The organism is Paenibacillus sp. FSL F4-0236 (genome assembly GCF_038000135.1).
In the GTDB taxonomy this organism is placed as follows: Bacteria; Bacillota; Bacilli; order Paenibacillales; family Paenibacillaceae; genus Paenibacillus_AQ.
Map to the genome: position 1 here is coordinate 4,190,630 of NZ_JBBOBK010000001.1, position 18,044 is coordinate 4,208,673.

Consider the following 18,044-nt stretch of genomic DNA (forward strand, 5'->3'; position numbering starts at 1 on the left):
TTGAACTAGAATCCTCCAAAACCCTTTAAAATCAAGGATCTATGTGTTTGATCGCCAAAGATCCCATTGACTATCTACCTATATAATTATAAAATCATTTACGAAAACGTTTCGTAATTCATATTTGAAATCCATAAAAAGTTTAACTCAACTATACTTTTATCATAGATTACGGAGTATTTCGCATTATAAGGAGGACTAAAGTTGGCCTATAACATTAAAGACATAGCGAAAATAGCTGGAGTTTCTGTTTCGACAGTATCTAAAATCATAAATAACTACAGCGATATTTCGGAAGACACCAAGACTAGGGTACAACAAATTATAAAGGAAACTGGATATACTCCCTCCAATTCAGCCAAAACACTAGCTACAAAATCATCGAATCTAATTGGTGTTATTTTTGCAGGAATGCTGAACGTTGACTTTACCCACCCTTTTTTCATCGAAGTTCTAAATTCCTTCAAAAAACAAATGGGACTGTTAGGTTATGACCTGATCTTTTTCTCTAACGAAAAATTTCAAAGTGGCGATACTAATGATTATCTTGCCCGTTGTCTGCATTTTAATGTGGATGGCTGCCTACTTATTACCGGACAAGAGCTAGAAACCTCCATCAGTGAATTGGATAATAGTTCTATCCCATGCATCGGCGTAGATTTAAAGCTGTCGGGCGACAATTCGGGTTATATCATGTCTGATAATTTTAAGTTGTCTACCAAGGTGGTCGAACACTTTTACTTATTAGGCTATCGAGAACTTGGTTATATCGGCAGCTCCTCTGAGTCAGAAATCTCCAATATACGTGAAAGTGGTTTCCGCAAAGCACTTGAAGATTTAGGACTACCGATCAACGAAAACTGGTTCTTAAACGGCAGCAACTTCTTTGAAGCCAGCGGTTATGAGACCATGCGTAGAATGATTTCGAATGGAAACTTGCCCAGAGCGATATTCGCGGCTTCTGATCAGCTTGCTATTGGGGCTATGCGTGCCCTAAAGGAATCTGCTATTGCTGTTCCTGGAACCGTCGCGATTATTGGCTGTGATGATATCGAAGCCTGCAATTACACAACACCACTCTTGACTACGATTAAGCAAAATAAAGATAAGATCGGTCGTCTAGCCGCGTTAATGCTGTATGATCTAATAAACAATCAATCAGGCACGAGCTCTTTCAGCGTCGAGCCAGAGCTCATCATAAGAGAATCCTGCGGAGCTCCTGAGCGGGGTTTAGTATAGATCCCTAAGTGATACCTCTACTTAATTAAAGCGGAACTACTGGGCAGAATATTAAACTATAGAAGCAAAAATGAGGATATCCTTAGCCATATCAATGGCCAAAGATATCCTCATTTTTGTTAGGATCAATACAAAAGGTGTTCCTAAGTCATTTCCATGACTTAGGAACACCTTTATTTGTTAAAGCTTTAAATGATTTGAGCAATCTTACAGATCGAAGTACAGAGAATATTCATGTGGATGAACACGAATCGCAACCTCTTGAGCCTCGGAACGTTTCAGAGCAATATAGTTATCAATGAAGTCCTTAGTAAATACATCGCCTTCTGTAAGGAATTCGTAATCAGCTTCCAAAGAATCAAGCGCTTCGCTCAGGCTACCTGGAACGCTGCGGATCTTTTCTTTGTCTGCATCGGACAATTCGTAGATGTTCTTATCCAGAGGACCGTAACCCAGTTCTTGTGGGTTGATCTTGTTTTTGATTCCGTCCAGACCTGCCATCAGCATTGCGGAGAATGCCAGGTAAGGGTTAGCGGTGGAGTCCGGTGTACGGAACTCGATACGACAGCCCTTCGGTGTCACAGCCGCTACTGGAATACGAACTGCTGCAGAACGATTTCCTTTGGAGTATACCAAGTTAACCGGCGCTTCGTAACCAGGAACCAAACGTTTAAAGGAGTTGGTGCTTGGGTTAGTCAAAGCGATCAAAGCTGGTGCATGATACAAAATACCGCCGATGTAGTGAAGAGCCATTTCGCTCAAGTTAGCATAAGCGCCTTTTTCGTAAAACAAAGGAGTGTCTCCGTCAAAGATCGATTGGTGTACGTGCATTCCGCTACCATTATCGCCAAACAGTGGTTTTGGCATGAAGGTTGCTACTTTGCCGTACTGACGTGCAGTGTTTTGTACAATATATTTATAAGTCATGAGATTATCAGCAGTTTTCTTCAAGGTATCAAAACGGAAGTTAATTTCCGCTTGTCCTGCAGTTGCTACTTCGTGGTGATGACGCTCAATGCGTAGTCCCACTTCAGCAAGCAGACGACACATTTCACTACGGATATCCTGTTGGGAATCCACAGGTGCTACAGGTACATATCCACCTTTAACGCCAACTTTAAATGCAAGATTGCCGCCCTCTTCTTTACGACCCGTATTCCAAGCCGCTTCTTCAGAGTCTACGAAGAATGAGGAGCTGTTCATACCGCTCTCGTAACGAACATCATCAAAGATAAAGAATTCAGACTCAGGTGCGAAGAATGCTGATGTTCCAACTCCGCTCTTCTGAAGGAATTCTTCTGCTTTCACAGCAATACCGCGAGGATCGCGCTCATAGCGTTCACCATCAGGAGTGAAAATGTCGCACATAACGTTCAGCGTTGGATGAGCTGTAAACGGATCAATGAACACACTGTTCGGATCAGGCATCATAACCATGTCTGATTCTTCAATACCACGGAATCCTTTGATGGAAGAACCGTCGAATGCTACCCCATTTACAAAAGTTTCATCTTCCACTTCAGAAGCAGGCAGAGAAATGTGGTGAGCACGGCCACCTAAATCTACGAATCGAAAATCTACCCACTCGATATTGTTTTCTTTAATTGTTTGCAACACTTTTTCAACCGACATGAATTTTTCCTCCCCCAAGTTCCGAACATTAAGCCCCTCACAGTATGCAAATGTTCTTGTTTCATTTTTATTTGCTGTCGTCATTATAAATCTCATACCTAACATCGTCAATGCTTATGTCAGGTATTTCTTTCAGCAATGTAAGATATTCTAACGCTTTCGTGAAATCCATTATTTTCGCTAATATTCATAACATTTCTAACTTATCCAATAGCAAAGAAGCCCTACTATCCCGCTGTACCGCGGGTTTAGAGGACTTCCAAGGTTGTTATATTCTTAAAAATTATAGCGCCGAAACGGTTTCTGGTGAAGTTGAAAACTTACGTCCAACAATTGGAGCAAGCTTTTCGAGATCCTTAAGCAGATTATCGAACTGCTCAGGGAATAACGATTGAACACCGTCACCTGTCATAGAATTGTCCGGATCTGTGTGCATTTCGATGATTAGACCATTTGCACCAGCTGCAACCGAAGCTTTAGCCATAGGTTCAACTAACTCACGACGTCCAGTGCCGTGACTTGGGTCAGAGATTACCGGAAGGTGGCTTAAGCTTTGTAGAACCGGAATAGCCGATAGATCCAGCGTATTGCGTGTGTAAGTCTCAAATGTACGAATACCACGCTCACAGAGCATTACATCCTTATTTCCGCCTGCCAAAATGTACTCCGCTGCATTGAGCAATTCATCATAGGTTGCACTGAAGCCGCGTTTCAGAAGGACAGGTCTTCCACAAGTACCCAGCTTGCGCAATAAATCAAAGTTCTGCATGTTCCGTGTACCGACCTGGAGGATGTCAGCATGCTCTGCACAAATATCCACATACTCTGGTGTCATAACCTCTGTAATGGTTAATAGGCCATGACGCTTTCCTGCTTCAGCCATCATAGTCAACCCTTCTACACCTACGCCTTGGAAGCTGTATGGACCTGTACGGGGCTTAAACGCGCCTCCACGCAGTACCTGAGCACCTGAAGCTTTAACCAGACGGGCAATCTCATCAATCTGCTCTGGAGACTCAACGGCGCATGGTCCGCCCATAATCACCAGATTCTCTCCACCAATCTTCACACCCTTGATATCGATAATGGTATCCTCTGGATGGAAATCACGGCTAGCTAGCTTATAAGACTTGGAGATCTTTACGACGTTCTCCACACCCTTCATTTGCCGCAAATGCTCTGCAAGCTTAGGAGTGACACTTCCTACTAAACCGATAACAGTGTGATCTGCACCTTTAGAGAGATGTACCTGCAGACCCTCTTTTTCGATAACTGAAATAATATCTTTAACCTGCTCTTCTGGCGTTTGATTGGATGTAATGACGATCATTTTAATAACTTCCTCTCTACACTTAAAATTTATAATAATTTCGCTCAATACACTCACACTACGACGCGTGTTCGCTTTTAAGCTTTTAAGCTTTTATGCTTTTAACCGATAAAGCGATTTTACTCTAAAAATCCTTTACCGTCAATCCTATTTCCTGATTTATAATATGAAACCGCTTTTTCTAAATAGAAAAGCGCGTAACCTCGAAAGACGAGGTTACGCGCTTTTGTCCTAACACAAATATATAAGTTCGCTTACAGCGCTTAAGTAGTACTTGCGCTCTTATTCTTAACCGGAGGAAGTAATTTCGCCATATTCACAGTACGTTTGATCTCCCATGTCTCGGGATTCTCGGAATCATACTGCTCCAAATAATTAATAACTTCTTTGGTAATTGGTGTAGGTGTAGACGCGCCAGAGGTAACCCCCACAATATTTACACCCTTCAGCCAGTCGGTGTTTAGTTCTGAGATATCAGAAATCCGATGAGCAGGAACACCTGCGATCTCTTCCGACACCTGTGCCAGACGATTAGAGTTGTTGCTTCGTGGATCGCCAACGACAATCACTAGATCGCATTGACCCGCCTGTTCCGCTACAGCCTCTTGACGCACCTGAGTAGCCATACATATCTCATTATGCACTTCAGCACCTGGGAAGGTCTCTAGTAGCTTTTTCATAATATTTTTAATGTCCCACTGGCTCATAGTGGTCTGATTCGTAATTACAATCCGTGAAGAAGGAATGGATAGAGTTGAAATCTCATCTTCTTTTTCAATTAAATGCACATGCTCTGGCGCAATGCCGACAGCACCTTCCGGTTCCGGATGGCCTTTCTTGCCGATATAAATAACCTCATAACCGTCATCGACTTTCTCCTGAATGAGATCATGCGTCTTTGTCACATCAGGACAGGTAGCGTCGACCGTAGTCAATCCTTTATCCCTAGCCATCTTGCGTACCTCAGGTGAAACTCCGTGAGCAGTGAATATAACGGTTCCACTGTCTACTTTATCGAGAATATCCAGACGGTTATGACCGTCCAAGGTAATAATGCCATCGTCCTCAAACGAATTCGTGACATGACTATTATGAACAATCATGCCCAGTATATAAATCGGCCGGGGAAGATCGAGATTTTGCGCAGCCTGCCGTGCCATTACCATAGCATCGACTACTCCGTAACAATATCCCCGGGGAGAAATTTTAATGACTTCCATGACTTCACCAACTTTCTGCTTTCGTTGACTTCTGTAATAGGACACACTTTAAATTATACCCTATTCCAGCGGCGGAGCAAAGAGAAGCGGCAACCAGATCACAAAAGTAGTTCCTTCGCCTTGGCGTGTAACAACTTCCACAGACCCACCATGCTCGTCAATAATCCATTTAGCAATGGATAAACCAAGCCCAATTCCTTCTGTAATTCCACGTGATTCATCTGCTCGATAGAAACGGTCGAAAATATATGGAACCTCATCTTTATCCATACCTATCCCCGTATCGGTGATCCGAATACCAACCTGATTCTGATAGAAAATCGTATCTAAACTTACCTCGCCAGAAGGCGTGTATTTAAAAGCATTATCAATAAAAATAAATAACATTTGTTGTAAATAATCCTTATTACCCACAACATATTTTCCATTTAAGACGGACATATCCCCTGTAACCCACTCCGCTTGACGAGGCAGGAAGGATGCCCTACGCGCGATCTCAGTCATCATTGGTTCCAGTGCCACCGGCTCTATCTCGAAGGTTCGCCCTGTATCAGCACGAGCGAGCGAGAGCATATCTGCTACAAGTCGACTCATTCGCTTAGACTCGTCCGCGATATCCTTCACCGATTCCATCGAGAGCTGGCGAATTTCAGCCTCGCTCATCTTCCCTTCGCCCGGTTCCAGCTCCCATACTTTTTGCAGTAGATCGATATTCCCACGAATGGTTGTTAGTGGAGTCCGCAGCTCATGTGATGCATCGGAAACGAATCGACGCTGAGCTGCATAAGAATCCTCTAACTCTGTGTAGAATCCTTCCATCCGCCCAAGCATGTTATTGACAGTCTCAATTAAACGACCTATTTCGTCCGGAGGTCCATCATATTCAATACGGGAGCTTAGGTCTGTCCCAGTCTGGATACCGTTTGCAGCTTCAATCACTTTCCCAATAGGACTCATCGCTTTACGTGCCAGGAATAAACCAAAGGTAAATGCCGCGATCAAGGTAGCAAAAGAACCGACAAGCAATATATTTTTCAAACGCTCCAATAGCTTATTCTGCTCATTTACATAGGCAGCGACTTGTAATACAGCCACTGGATTATTATTATAATGCTCTAGTTCGATAGGCATCTCGTAGATCAAAAACTGATTGCCGTCCACAACAACATTACGAAATCCTTTTGCAATTTTATCTTTAGCAGGATAATCAAACCGTAGGCCAAAGTTAATCATATTTGTCGATTGTGACAAGCTTTTACTGCCATAAGTATAAATCTGCGTATATAAATTGGAGTTTTCAGGACCGACTCCGCCAAGTTTCAGCTCACCATTGTAGCGATCAACGCTAAATAAAAGTTTCGTTTGCTCAGATTGTACCTTCAGACGATCCTTCAAGTCCCCATACGTATTAAAATAGACAAAACCGTAAATTGCGGCTGATAAGGCCAGCAGCATAACGGCCAAAATCCCTGAATACCAAGCAGTCAGCCGCAATCTTATAGACATGTTAGTTGTCACCTCTTAGAATGTAACCGGCACCCCGGATCGTTTGAATGAGGCGTTTACCGCCATGCTCCTCCGTCTTTTGGCGTAGCATAGCTATGTATACCTCAAGTACATTAGATTCACCGCTGTAATCATAACCCCATATTTTATCCATGATCAGATCCCGCGAAAGCACCCGTTTCGGATTCTGCATAAAGAGATGTAGCAGCTCAAATTCCTTCGCTGTCAGCTCCAGTCTCTTGCCGGCGCGTGTCACTTCACGTGAATCCACATCCAAGGTAATATCCTCGTAAGTAACCGCTTGCTCACTGCCGCCACTTTGCTCACTCTTACGCCGTAGTAACGCTCGTACACGTGCAAGTAATTCTTCCAGCGCAAATGGTTTAACTAGATAATCGTCCGCACCCAGATCAAGCCCTTTCACACGATGCTCAATTTCATCCTTGGCCGTAAGCATTAGAACAGGCACATTACTGCCTCCTTCACGCAAACGCCGACAGACTTCAAATCCGTCTACCTGTGGCATCATAACATCCAAAATCACCACATCCGGATCGCTGCTTAGGATTGCTCGTAAACCATCCGCTCCATTCACCGCTGTCTTTACATCGTAGCCTTCAAAAGCTAACCCCCGGCGCAGCATGGAGATAATTTTTTCATCATCATCAATAATAAGAATATTCGGTCGCATCAAGCAGCCCCCATTGTTCATTTCTATTTATTTATATTGTAGCAGTCACACCATGTTTAGACAAAAAACGGAAGGGTTGCCCCTTCCGCGTTATTCACCGTCCGGTGTTATTGTTGCTGACTTTGCCCAGTAGTCGTATCAAAATCATTTTTGTTGCCGATTGTTACGGAAAGATCCATGTTTTTACCATCGCGCACCACATTAAGCGTTACTTTGTCACCGACTTTTAACGTTTGAATGAAAGCGATCAGATCTTGATTTGTTGCATATTTTGTACCATTTGCACCTGTAATGATATCGTAAGGGCGCAAGTCAGCGGCATATGCTGGCGATTTAAAGATAATGTCTGCAACTACAGAACCTTCTTTAATATCCGTGCCCATTTGCTTAGCTACTTCATCTGTAATCGTCATAAGCGTTGCACCAATGAATGGTACGGGTTCTTTTGGAATCGCTTGGTTCGCTTCGAGTTTATCTACGACTTCTTTAATCGTATTCACAGCGATAGCAAAACCTATACCTTGGGAATCTGTGCTAACAGCTACGTTCATACCAATTACCTGTCCATTCATATTGAGCAACGGACCACCGGAGTTACCAGGGTTGATAGAAGCATCCGTTTGCAGCAGGTTTTTGTAGTTGCGGGTTCCACTACCGTCTTCTTCGTTGATATCGATGCTGCGTCCTTTTGCACTAAGAACACCAGAGGTTACTGTATGGTCGAAGCCTTGCGGGTTACCGATAGCAACCACTTCTGAGCCTACTTTCAAGCTATCCGAATCTCCCAGAGCAACTGTAGGGAAATCAGTATCTCCTTCAATCTTCAGTACTGCCAAATCCAGATCTTTGCTAGAACCTAGCAATTTTGCTTCGTATGGTTTGGTCACACCATCCACTGTAACTTGGATGACATCGGCATTTTCAATGACGTGCTGATTGGTCAAAATATATCCGGATTTCTCATAAATGAAGCCTGTTCCAATTCCATAAGGGATGAGCTGCGATGAAGAATTTGAACCTGACTTCGAGTCCTGCTCATTTTGTGAAGAACCACTTCCACCGTATTGATCCCCAAAGAAAAATTGAGAGAACGGATCACTCAAATTCGGACTGGATGAACTTCCATTACGTGAACCGGATTTCACTAGCGTCTCAATCTTGACGACTGCTGGTCCAACCGCATCAACTACGCCAGTCACATCACGAGATCCTTTCACCAATGATGTAGTGGTAGTATTAGGTGTAGTACTAGCACTCTCATTCGTCGTCTTCGCCGTTCCATTCGATCCTGAGCTTGCAATGGTTGTTGCATCCCCTGTGAACCAGTTGCCTCGATCTGCCATGAACATAGAACCTGAGAGAACGACCATACCCGCTAAGAAGGAAACAAATATAGTTTTCACTGAGCTTTTTGGCTTTTTATTAAACTGCCAGCCACCGCCACCTTCAGAACCACCTCCGCCGTTTCCTCCACGTCCACCGCCATTACCATCGAAGCCTGTACTGCGATATGAACTGTTATATGGGAGTTGTTTTACAGGCTGTGGAGGTGTAATCTCGACCCGCTCCGGCTCCATCCGGTTGTAATGCTGAGCACTTCCGTCTACGTTACTTTCATCTTTGTTCAATGATTTAAATGGTCCATAAGAATAGTAGTATGATGATCCGGATTCGGATGACTGATTATTATTGCTATTATGGTTATTATTGTCCCAATCCCGATCTGGTGCTGGTCCATTGTCTCGATTAAAGTTGTTTTTGTTATCGTCCATGTTTATTTACCTCCTGCATCCTGTCGCCTGACAAGGATTAATTTGTTTTCTTGTTTCTTATTTTGTACTTTAAACCTTAAGGTCACATTAAAAACAATTTAAGCGGAGATAAAAGATATAGGCAAATAGATGGGATTTGGTTCAAAAGGCGCACGCTGTTGGTCAGGACTGGGTTTCAGGCTACACCGCTGTTGAAATCATGTTCCTATGAATTGACCCTGCGGGTAGAACATGATTTCAAAGGCGGTCGTAAACTTTTCGCTCTGATACCCAATCCCTAGGCAGGGAAGTAAAAAAGAAGCTCGGGCGCGGATAACAACGCGGCCCGAACTTCCAACATACAACCTAGAACAAAACCCTAGAACGTCGTCCATGAACGAAGTCCAAGAACAAGGAACAAACAACGATCAATAATTATAGGGAAAAACTCCCTATAATTAACCAAAAACCACAAGAAATCAAGATTTAAAGGGAATACCTCACTATAATTCTCAGCAACATAGCTATTTATGAGAAAAACAAGGAATTTATACGGAGGATTTCCCTATAATCCTGTATACAAGTGTAAAACTCAAGATTAAAGGGAAGTTTTCGCTATAACTTACTTTTAAGTCCCCATAAACTACTCCAAATCATCTTAAACACCAATTCCTAACCCTGAGCCCAACCCTTCCGATGAGCATAAATAGCCAACTGGGTTCGATCATCCAGCTCGCATTTCATCAGCAGGTTACTGACATGCGTCTTCACTGTCTTGATGCTGATATGTAGTTCCTCTCCGATATCCTTATTCGTCTTGCCCTCAGCAATGAGCAGTAAGACCTCCTTCTCACGCTCCGTCAAGCCGGAGGAATCGCCTTGCACGGTACGCTGGCGAATGCCACGTGTCAGCGCTTGCGATACATCACCTGTCATAACTGGCATACCGCGAAATGCGCCTTGCAGTGCGTAGATCAGTTCCTCTGCCGATACGGTTTTGAGCACATAGCTGACTGCTCCAGCTTCTATAGCGTCCACGACGAGGTCATCCTCTAAGAAGCTGGTCAAGATAACGATTTTGAGACCAGGAAATTCCGATAGCACTGCACGAGTAGTCTCCACACCATTCATCACAGGCATCATCAGATCCATTAGCACGAGATCGGGTAAGCCTTCATGTCCGCCAGCACGCAGCATCTCCAGCGCTTCCTGTCCATTTGCTGCTTCTCCTATAACCTCAAACGTCGGCTCCAGCATCAGATATGTTTTAAGACCCATCCGCACCATATCATGATCATCCACGAGCAACACTCTTATGACGCTCATGCTCTATTCCTCCTCGTCCTCTGTATCTGTTCCTAATGCTCTTTTTTCCTCTAACTCAGAGTTCCCTTGCACAAACTTAGGGATATGTACGCGTATGGTCGTTCCCGCACCCTTACGGCTAATAATCTCCACTTGTCCACCCAGTTTCTCCGCACGTTCGCGCATGGTGGTAAGACCATACGAACCCTGTTTTTGCTGTATATGTTCAAAACCTTGACCATCGTCGCTAATACTCAGCACAACCTGTCTTGACCCTTCACGCAGTGATAAACTGACCAGTCTAGCTTCAGCATGCTTCACAATATTCGCCATAGCCTCCTGGATAATCAAGAATAGCTGATGTTCAATAGCCTCAGATAATTCTCCTTGCAGCTCAAGCTCCTTCATTCCTTTTAAGCCGTTTTGGCGGCAATAATCTGGGAACCATTTTTCCAGTGCTTCGAAAAGATTCCTGCCTTCCAGCTCCACCGGTCGCAACTGTGCAATAAGTGCTCTCATCTGCTTTTGTGCCATCTGTGACATTGCAATTAACTGATCCATTACCAATTGACCTTGAGCTTCATTAACCTTCAGCACTTTAGGCAGCGAAGAAGCCGACATATGGATGGCAAAAAGCTGTTGGCTCACCGTATCATGCAAATCCCGGGCCATACGTCTTCTTTCCTCCAACACCGCACTCTCCGCTGCCTGTTCCTTCTCAATAACCTCTTGTTCACCCAATCGCTGCAGAAGCTGCATCTTGTTCTCAACCGTATCCATCATGACATTAAATTCATGGTACACTCTCGCAAAAGACTGATCATCACTCTCTGGCATACGTACGGACAGATTCCCTTTTGCCACCTGCAGCATATTTAGATCCAGATGATCAATCCGGCGCTGAATGCGCTGCCCTGCCATATAGCCAATTACAACAGTGAACAACACGATCCCAAGACATAAGTACAGCCACATGCGATAATCCATTACTTCGATATACCCAAGGCAAGTGCCTGCATACATCAACCCGGCGCTTACGGCTCCAGTGAGCAAAAAGTAAAACAACAACAACCATTTGGTATTACTGAAGATTGTTCCCATCTAACCCACCGTTTTAACTTTAATGTCACCTATAAAAGCACTTACGTTAATGCGGACTTTTTTGCCCGCTTCTTTATAATAAGGCGTCTTGCATTGAACACTGCTCATAAATCCACTCCGAGACTGATCCAGAACTTCCATATCACCGATAAATGAACTACTGTTCACTGAGATTCCAAGATCCATATCATTCGGAATGTATACCTTGATGTCACCTATAAAAGCGGAGATATTAATCCTCGTCTCTCCATAAGCAATCTGCGCGTTCGTCAGATCCAGTACAGTATCACCTATAAACTGCGAGACATTTGTATTCTTCAGTTGGAAATGCTCGCGACCCATGTGGACATCCCCAATAAAAGCAGAGCGATTAGTTGACTCCTTGCTGTTACTCTCTGTCTTATGGAACTCCTCATGCCATTCCCCATGTCTTCTAGCATGACGCTCATGACGTTCCTGACGTCTGCGCTCATGACGCTCCTGTTTCTCCTGCCAACGTGATTCAGCGGTGGATTTAAAAGCTCCAGTTCCGTCCTCATCCTCTTCTTCATCTTTTTGCAGATTAATATTCCAGTCTCGCCCTCCAGAAGATTTACCGAATTTCTGCTCGAATTGTTCATCTAGCGTGGAATCCAGCGGTTTTGGCGGCTCCACATCTAGCGAGCTTTTTCCTGGAGGAAAGTAATCAGGTGGTGATGGTGGCGCAGGTGGCACTGGTGGTACTGAACCTCGTGGTTTAAAAATCACATAAAGACCGCCACCAATAAGCATGATTGGAATGAACATTTTGAAAAAATCCCCGGCTGAAATATCGAACCAGTCCAAATTTCGTCCAAGGAAGAACACTCCGATCGCCAGAAAGAAAAAACCGCCGATAGGTGAAGATCCACCTTTTTGATGTTCGTCTCCCGTACCCAGGAGTCGCTTCATCCCCATGAGGATCAAGATAACAGGCCAATAATTTGAGATTAAATAACCTAAGCTGAAATCGGTGTAACCCAACTGTCTAAGTAGAAACATGGCTCCAATCCCTATCAGGATCAAGCCGCCAAAAATCTGACTTGTGAACCTTCTTTTCATATTCCATTTCCCCTTTAAATTAGTGGAACGCTCTCTTCTTCAATCTTATAGCCTTAGTCTACAGGAAGGAAGCGCTCATAAACAGCGGCGAGAGAAGGAACTTCCACTCAGTCTCTAGACCGAGACGAATGGGTTAATATTCCATTCACTTCATTATATATGAAATATAAAAAAAAGACTGTCCCTCAGTTATAAACTGATTTGGGACAGTCTCTTTATTCAGCAGTCTTCTGCTTCAGTAGCGCATTATTGTTGCGGTTTCTGAGCTGGTTTAGAAGTATTTCCACTTTGCTTAGTTGTGCCGTCATTCTCAACAGCAAACTCAGCATTGTATTTTTCATTCGGTGTTTTGTAGTTTTCTTGAACTTTAGACTTTTTATTATTAGCCACGGAATTCACCTCCCTTATCCCTTATGCAGCATAGATAATGCTTACTAAGAGAACATCTCGGATGAGGCTATTGCTCTGCCCCAGTCCGTATTATGGCAAGGTGATGTCACTATTATGCATGACCAAGTGAAATTAAGTTCAATCCACCAAATTCATTGAAGTATAACCGCTAGATCTTAAATGGATTCTTCCAGCAGGGATTGCGGTACAGCATTATAAGTCTCAATTGCCTGAGTGAGCTTCTTCAGCATCACTTCTGTACATGTACCGTTTCCTCGCTTAATGAGCTGAACTACAACTGATTTTTTGCCCCATTCCTTATACACCTGTTTCGTAGTAGCAAAATACAAATCAATCTTCCGCCCTTTAATGGCAGATCCTGTATCAGCGACGATGCCGTATCCATAACCAGGTATATAAAGTATACTCCCTAACGGGATTACCTTAGGGTCAGCAGCAATAGTCGAGACTGTATTCTTATCTCTACGTACTTTAACACCTGAATAGGTGATTCCGTATTCGGGATGTTTAGATGTTTTACCTGTTGATTCATAACCCGCAGTATAACCCGTCGCCATCACTTTCATTGAAGTAATAATTTGGTCAGGAGCTGGCGCAGCTACGGGAATAGAATTCGGCGATTTTGAAGAGCCTGTACCCCCACTCCCTTTGGTAGTTGGAGCTTTAGTGCTCTGTGGTGACTTTGTAGCTACTGGTTTATTTTTTGTTGTCGCAGGAACGATCGGTACGCTGGAATATGGCTCGTTTGATAACAAGGTAGCACGGCCAGTGGTGAGAATAGCTTGTTGATCTTTGGTTCTCATTGAACCTGAGTTAGCCTGAGTATGTTGCAATTCGTTCGAAAGCGTTTTGCTAATATCTGTGTGCTGTAATGTGTCTTCTGTCCCATTGGCCACAACTGCTTGATGCTTGGATTCAGGAATGATACCTGCAGCAGTCAACAGTAGGACTATTGTGACGAAAAGACACCAAAACCTCTGAAATATGCCCATTTTGTTCATGTGATAAACCTCCCCCTTATTAGCGAAGGTTTCCCGATTCACAAAATTTTATACATAAAGATCAATTTTCGATCCTTACGGGCATATGACAGAGGTCGTTATTAGACGTACTTTTGGTGTTGATTATTACAAGTAATTAGGAGATTACACGGTCAGCAATTTCCTGAGCCAGCAGCTCAATAACTTCTTGAAGCGGCTTAGCTCCCATATCGCCTTCTCCACGCTTACGGATGGAAACTGTCTCGGCATTCATCTCATTCTCGCCAACTACGAACATGTATGGTAGCTTCTCCAGCTGAGCTTCACGGATCTTATAGCCAAGCTTCTCATTACGCAAATCTGCCTCAGCAGAGATACCACGGCGACGCAGCTTGTCTGTAACTTCCTTAGCATAATCGTCGAAGGCAGTCGAAACAGGAATAACTTTAACCTGCTGTGGAGACAGCCAAAGCGGCAGTGATCCTGCAAAGTTCTCTAACAAGAAAGCAACAAAGCGCTCCATAGTACCTAAAATACCGCGGTGTAGAACAACTGGACGGTGTTTCTGACCATCGTCACCGATATATTCCAATTCAAAGCGTTCAGGCAGCAAGAAGTCGATCTGTACAGTGGAGAGAGTTTCTTCTTTGCCTAGTACAGTCTTGATCTGCACATCCAGCTTAGGACCGTAGAAAGCAGCTTCGCCTTCTGCTTCGTAGAATGGCAGACCAGCTTCTTCTACAACTTCACGCAACATACGCTGTGCAGTTTCCCACATTTCGTCATTAGCGTAATATTTCTCAGTATCCTTAGGATCACGATAAGACAACCGGAAACGGTAGTCATTAATACCAAAGTCACTGTATACCTGTTTAATCAACTCGATTACACGAATGAACTCGCCTTTAATTTGATCCAGACGGCAGAAAATATGGGAGTCATTAAGAGTCATCGAACGCACACGGTGCAAGCCAGTCAATGCTCCTGACATTTCATAACGGTGCTGGATACCCAGTTCAGCAATACGGATCGGCAGATCACGATAGCTGTGCATGGAGCTCTTATAAATCATCATGTGATGCGGGCAGTTCATTGGGCGGAGAACAAATTCTTCATTATCAATAGTCATTTTAGGGAACATGTCCTCTTGATAGTGCTCCCAGTGTCCAGAAGTTTTATATAGTTCAACATTACCAAGAACCGGAGTATATACATGCTGGTATCCTAGACTTGCTTCCAGATCCACAATGTAACGTTCCAGAATACTGCGCAGTTTAGCACCCTTAGGCAGCCAGATCGGCAAGCCTTGGCCTACCAATTGATTAAATGTGAAGATTTCAAGCTCTTTACCCAGCTTACGGTGGTCGCGTTTCTTCGCTTCTTCAAGCAGACGAAGATGCTCATCGAGCTGCGCTTTTTTAATCCAAGCAGTACCGTATACGCGTTGAAGCATTTTATTCTTGCTATCGCCGCGCCAGTAAGCACCAGCTACATTCATCAATTTAAAGACTTTGATCTTAGAAGTCGACGGTAAGTGTGGTCCCCGGCACAAGTCGAAGAATTCGCCTTGTTCATAGATCGAAATCACACTATCTTCAGGCAATGCTTCAATTAGTTCAAGTTTGTAAGGATCACCTAGCTCACCGAATATTTGGAGCGCTTCCTTACGGCTAACTTCCTTACGTACGATTGGAAGGTTCTCAGAGATAATGCGATCCATTTCCTTTTCAATCTTTAGCAGATCCTCAGGATTAAGCGGATGTTCCAAATCCATATCGTAGTAGAAGCCATCTTCGATAACAGGACCTACACCAAGCTTAACTTCCTTTGTTCCATATAAACGTCTTACAGCTTGCGCCATCAAGTGGGCAGTACTGTGACGCATAACTTCCAAGCCTTCTGGTGAATCCAAAGTTACGATTTCTATCAATGCGCCTTCCTCTAGCGGAGTGGACAGATCCACGACAATACCATTCAATTTCCCTGCCACCGCATTCTTGCGAAGTCCACTACTAATAGAAGCCGCTACATCATCAATATTACTACCTTCTGCGTATTCCCGAACGGAACCGTCCGGAAGTTTAATACTTACCATTTTAATTTCCTCCTTCATTTCCTTAAGCCAAACAACAATTTTAAATTTTTCGAAACGGAAATATCCACGCATACAAAAAACGCCCGTCCCGCAAAGGGACGAGCGATTGCACCCGTGGTTCCACCCAAATTCGATTCTCTCAATCTGCTCTTAAAGCAGAGTCGAGTCAGAATCCTTCGTAAGCATGGAATAACGACCATGAACCGGCGGTTCTTACTATCCCATTTCAGGGAATTCATAACCGCAGCTACAAAGGGGTAAATCGATAGTAGGATACCGGAGGAAATTACAGCCTATGTTCCCTCTCTCTGATACGGTCCAGAACAATCCATTCATATCTTTGTCAAAGCTGTTAACGTGAATTATGGAGTAATTATAAATCTGTCCTCTCTGACAGTCAAGTCTGTAGAGGGGGCAAAATTTTGTAAACCGCGGAAACAGTCACCTACACGGACAGTTCTGCAGCCAGGAAATAGCGCTAGAACTGTCCTTAACAGGTTACTCTTCTCGGCGTTTCCCAGGTAAGCGGCCTGCACGTTTCAAAGACTCACGCAGCAAGTATTCGATATGTCCGTTTACACTGCGAAATTCCTCTCCCGCCCAACGTTCCAACGCCTCATGCAGATCCGGATCGATCCGCAATGGAAAGCTTTTCTTGGCCGCCATGATGCACCGCCTTAATACAACGAGCCGGCGTTAATGACCGGACTCGCTCCGCGCTCCGACACGATCGCCACCATCAGATTATTAATCATGGCCGCTTTACGTTCTTCATCAAGCTCCACTACACCGCTCTCTTTAAGCTGTTTAATCGCCATATCGACCATGCCAACTGCACCTTCAACAATGATTTGACGAGCAGACAGAATGGCAGAAGCTTGCTGCCGCTGCAACATGGTGCTGGCGATTTCTGTTGAATAAGCCAAATGTGTAAGCCGGGCTTCAATGACTTCTACACCAGATAAGGACAAACGCTCTTGAAGCTCAGTCGCTAACTCTTTAGCAATTTCATCTGCATTGGCACGTAAGGACATCCCAGATTCATTGAAGTTATCATAAGGGTATTTGCTGGCTACATGACGCAGCGCCGTTTCACTCTGAATCTCTACGAAAGCCATGTATTTATCTACATCAAAGAGGGCTTTAGCGGAGTTAATCACCTTAAAGACGATAACTGCAGCAATTTCAATCGGATTACCTTCAACATCATTGACCTTGAGCTTCACACTGTTAAAGTTACGAACGCGTAGGGAAACCGTCTTACGTACGCTGAACGGAATAACTGCGAACAGTCCACTCGTTGCAATAGTCCCTACATATTTGCCGAAAAAGGTGACTACAACCGACTTATTAGGTTGTACAACCGTAATACTCGTACATAGTATTGCTGATACAACGAACAGAATGACCGGTACTGCAATATACTCCTGAACAGCACCATAGATTCCACCAGCCAAACAAACTGCAATTAATGCGATAACCCAAAATCCGCTGACAGGACGAAGCGTCTTCTCCTTCATAAAAAGCACCCCCATAAGATATTCTTTTGATATGATTATGATATCACTTTTGGATAATAATGTGTATACAAAAATGTGATAAAATAATGAATTTATGTTCACAGGTAAAATAAACCTTCGAAATCTTAACCATACAAAAAAACGCTTGCTGCTCAATCATCCACAAAACGGATTAACGAGCAA

General features: G+C 43.8%; 15 protein-coding genes. 1 reads left to right on the plus strand and 14 read right to left on the minus strand.

The window, feature by feature from the left end:
* Positions 1–204: 204 nt before the first annotated feature.
* Positions 205–1,239 carry a LacI family DNA-binding transcriptional regulator gene (locus NSQ29_RS18920; protein WP_042186234.1) on the plus strand — a complete coding sequence of 345 codons (1,035 nt, stop codon included), beginning with the start codon at positions 205–207 and terminating at the stop codon, positions 1,237–1,239.
* Positions 1,240–1,446: 207 nt separating this feature from the next.
* On the opposite strand, the gene glnA is transcribed toward NSQ29_RS18920, so the two are convergent.
* From glnA to NSQ29_RS18990, 14 genes are all read right to left on the minus strand, one after another.
* Positions 1,447–2,871, minus strand: a complete 1,425-nt coding sequence (gene glnA / locus NSQ29_RS18925) for a type I glutamate--ammonia ligase (RefSeq protein WP_042186233.1) — start codon at positions 2,869–2,871, stop codon at positions 1,447–1,449.
* A 283-nt stretch (positions 2,872–3,154) separates the two neighbouring features.
* A complete protein-coding gene (aroF, locus tag NSQ29_RS18930; RefSeq protein WP_076284213.1) occupies positions 3,155–4,201 on the minus strand; it encodes a 3-deoxy-7-phosphoheptulonate synthase in 1,047 nt (348 codons plus the stop codon).
* 263 nt (positions 4,202–4,464) lie between these two features.
* Complete coding sequence (locus NSQ29_RS18935) at positions 4,465–5,421, minus strand: 4-hydroxy-3-methylbut-2-enyl diphosphate reductase (protein ID WP_341125832.1); 957 nt, start codon at positions 5,419–5,421, stop codon at positions 4,465–4,467.
* A gap of 60 nt (positions 5,422–5,481) precedes the next feature.
* The gene (locus NSQ29_RS18940; protein ID WP_340968301.1) at positions 5,482–6,927 is read right to left on the minus strand and encodes a sensor histidine kinase; all 1,446 of its coding nucleotides are present in this window, start codon (positions 6,925–6,927) and stop codon (positions 5,482–5,484) included.
* A gap of 1 nt (position 6,928) precedes the next feature.
* Complete coding sequence (locus NSQ29_RS18945; RefSeq protein WP_042125657.1) at positions 6,929–7,618, minus strand: response regulator transcription factor; 690 nt, start codon at positions 7,616–7,618, stop codon at positions 6,929–6,931.
* A gap of 107 nt (positions 7,619–7,725) precedes the next feature.
* The gene (locus tag NSQ29_RS18950) at positions 7,726–9,390 is read right to left on the minus strand and encodes a S1C family serine protease (protein WP_149645836.1); all 1,665 of its coding nucleotides are present in this window, start codon (positions 9,388–9,390) and stop codon (positions 7,726–7,728) included.
* A 651-nt stretch (positions 9,391–10,041) separates the two neighbouring features.
* Positions 10,042–10,695, minus strand: coding sequence for a response regulator (locus NSQ29_RS18955; protein WP_042186223.1), 654 nt, complete (start codon positions 10,693–10,695; stop codon positions 10,042–10,044).
* A gap of 3 nt (positions 10,696–10,698) precedes the next feature.
* Entirely contained in the window at positions 10,699–11,775 is a 1,077-nt protein-coding gene (locus NSQ29_RS18960) for a HAMP domain-containing sensor histidine kinase (RefSeq protein WP_042186220.1), read from the minus strand.
* The gene (gene liaF / locus NSQ29_RS18965) at positions 11,776–12,855 is read right to left on the minus strand and encodes a cell wall-active antibiotics response protein LiaF (RefSeq protein ID WP_340968298.1); all 1,080 of its coding nucleotides are present in this window, start codon (positions 12,853–12,855) and stop codon (positions 11,776–11,778) included.
* A gap of 246 nt (positions 12,856–13,101) precedes the next feature.
* On the minus strand, positions 13,102–13,245 hold the full coding sequence (locus tag NSQ29_RS18970) for a hypothetical protein (RefSeq protein ID WP_156114753.1): 144 nt from the start codon (positions 13,243–13,245) through the stop codon (positions 13,102–13,104).
* 176 nt (positions 13,246–13,421) lie between these two features.
* Positions 13,422–13,988, minus strand: coding sequence for a 3D domain-containing protein (locus NSQ29_RS18975; RefSeq protein ID WP_371915726.1), 567 nt, complete (start codon positions 13,986–13,988; stop codon positions 13,422–13,424).
* Positions 13,989–14,403: 415 nt separating this feature from the next.
* On the minus strand, positions 14,404–16,341 hold the full coding sequence (gene thrS, locus NSQ29_RS18980; protein WP_076300071.1) for a threonine--tRNA ligase: 1,938 nt from the start codon (positions 16,339–16,341) through the stop codon (positions 14,404–14,406).
* A gap of 498 nt (positions 16,342–16,839) precedes the next feature.
* Entirely contained in the window at positions 16,840–17,007 is a 168-nt protein-coding gene (locus NSQ29_RS18985; RefSeq protein ID WP_042186214.1) for a toxin-antitoxin system HicB family antitoxin, read from the minus strand.
* A gap of 11 nt (positions 17,008–17,018) precedes the next feature.
* Positions 17,019–17,861, minus strand: a complete 843-nt coding sequence (locus NSQ29_RS18990; RefSeq protein WP_042186213.1) for an SPFH domain-containing protein — start codon at positions 17,859–17,861, stop codon at positions 17,019–17,021.
* Positions 17,862–18,044 lie beyond the last annotated feature (183 nt).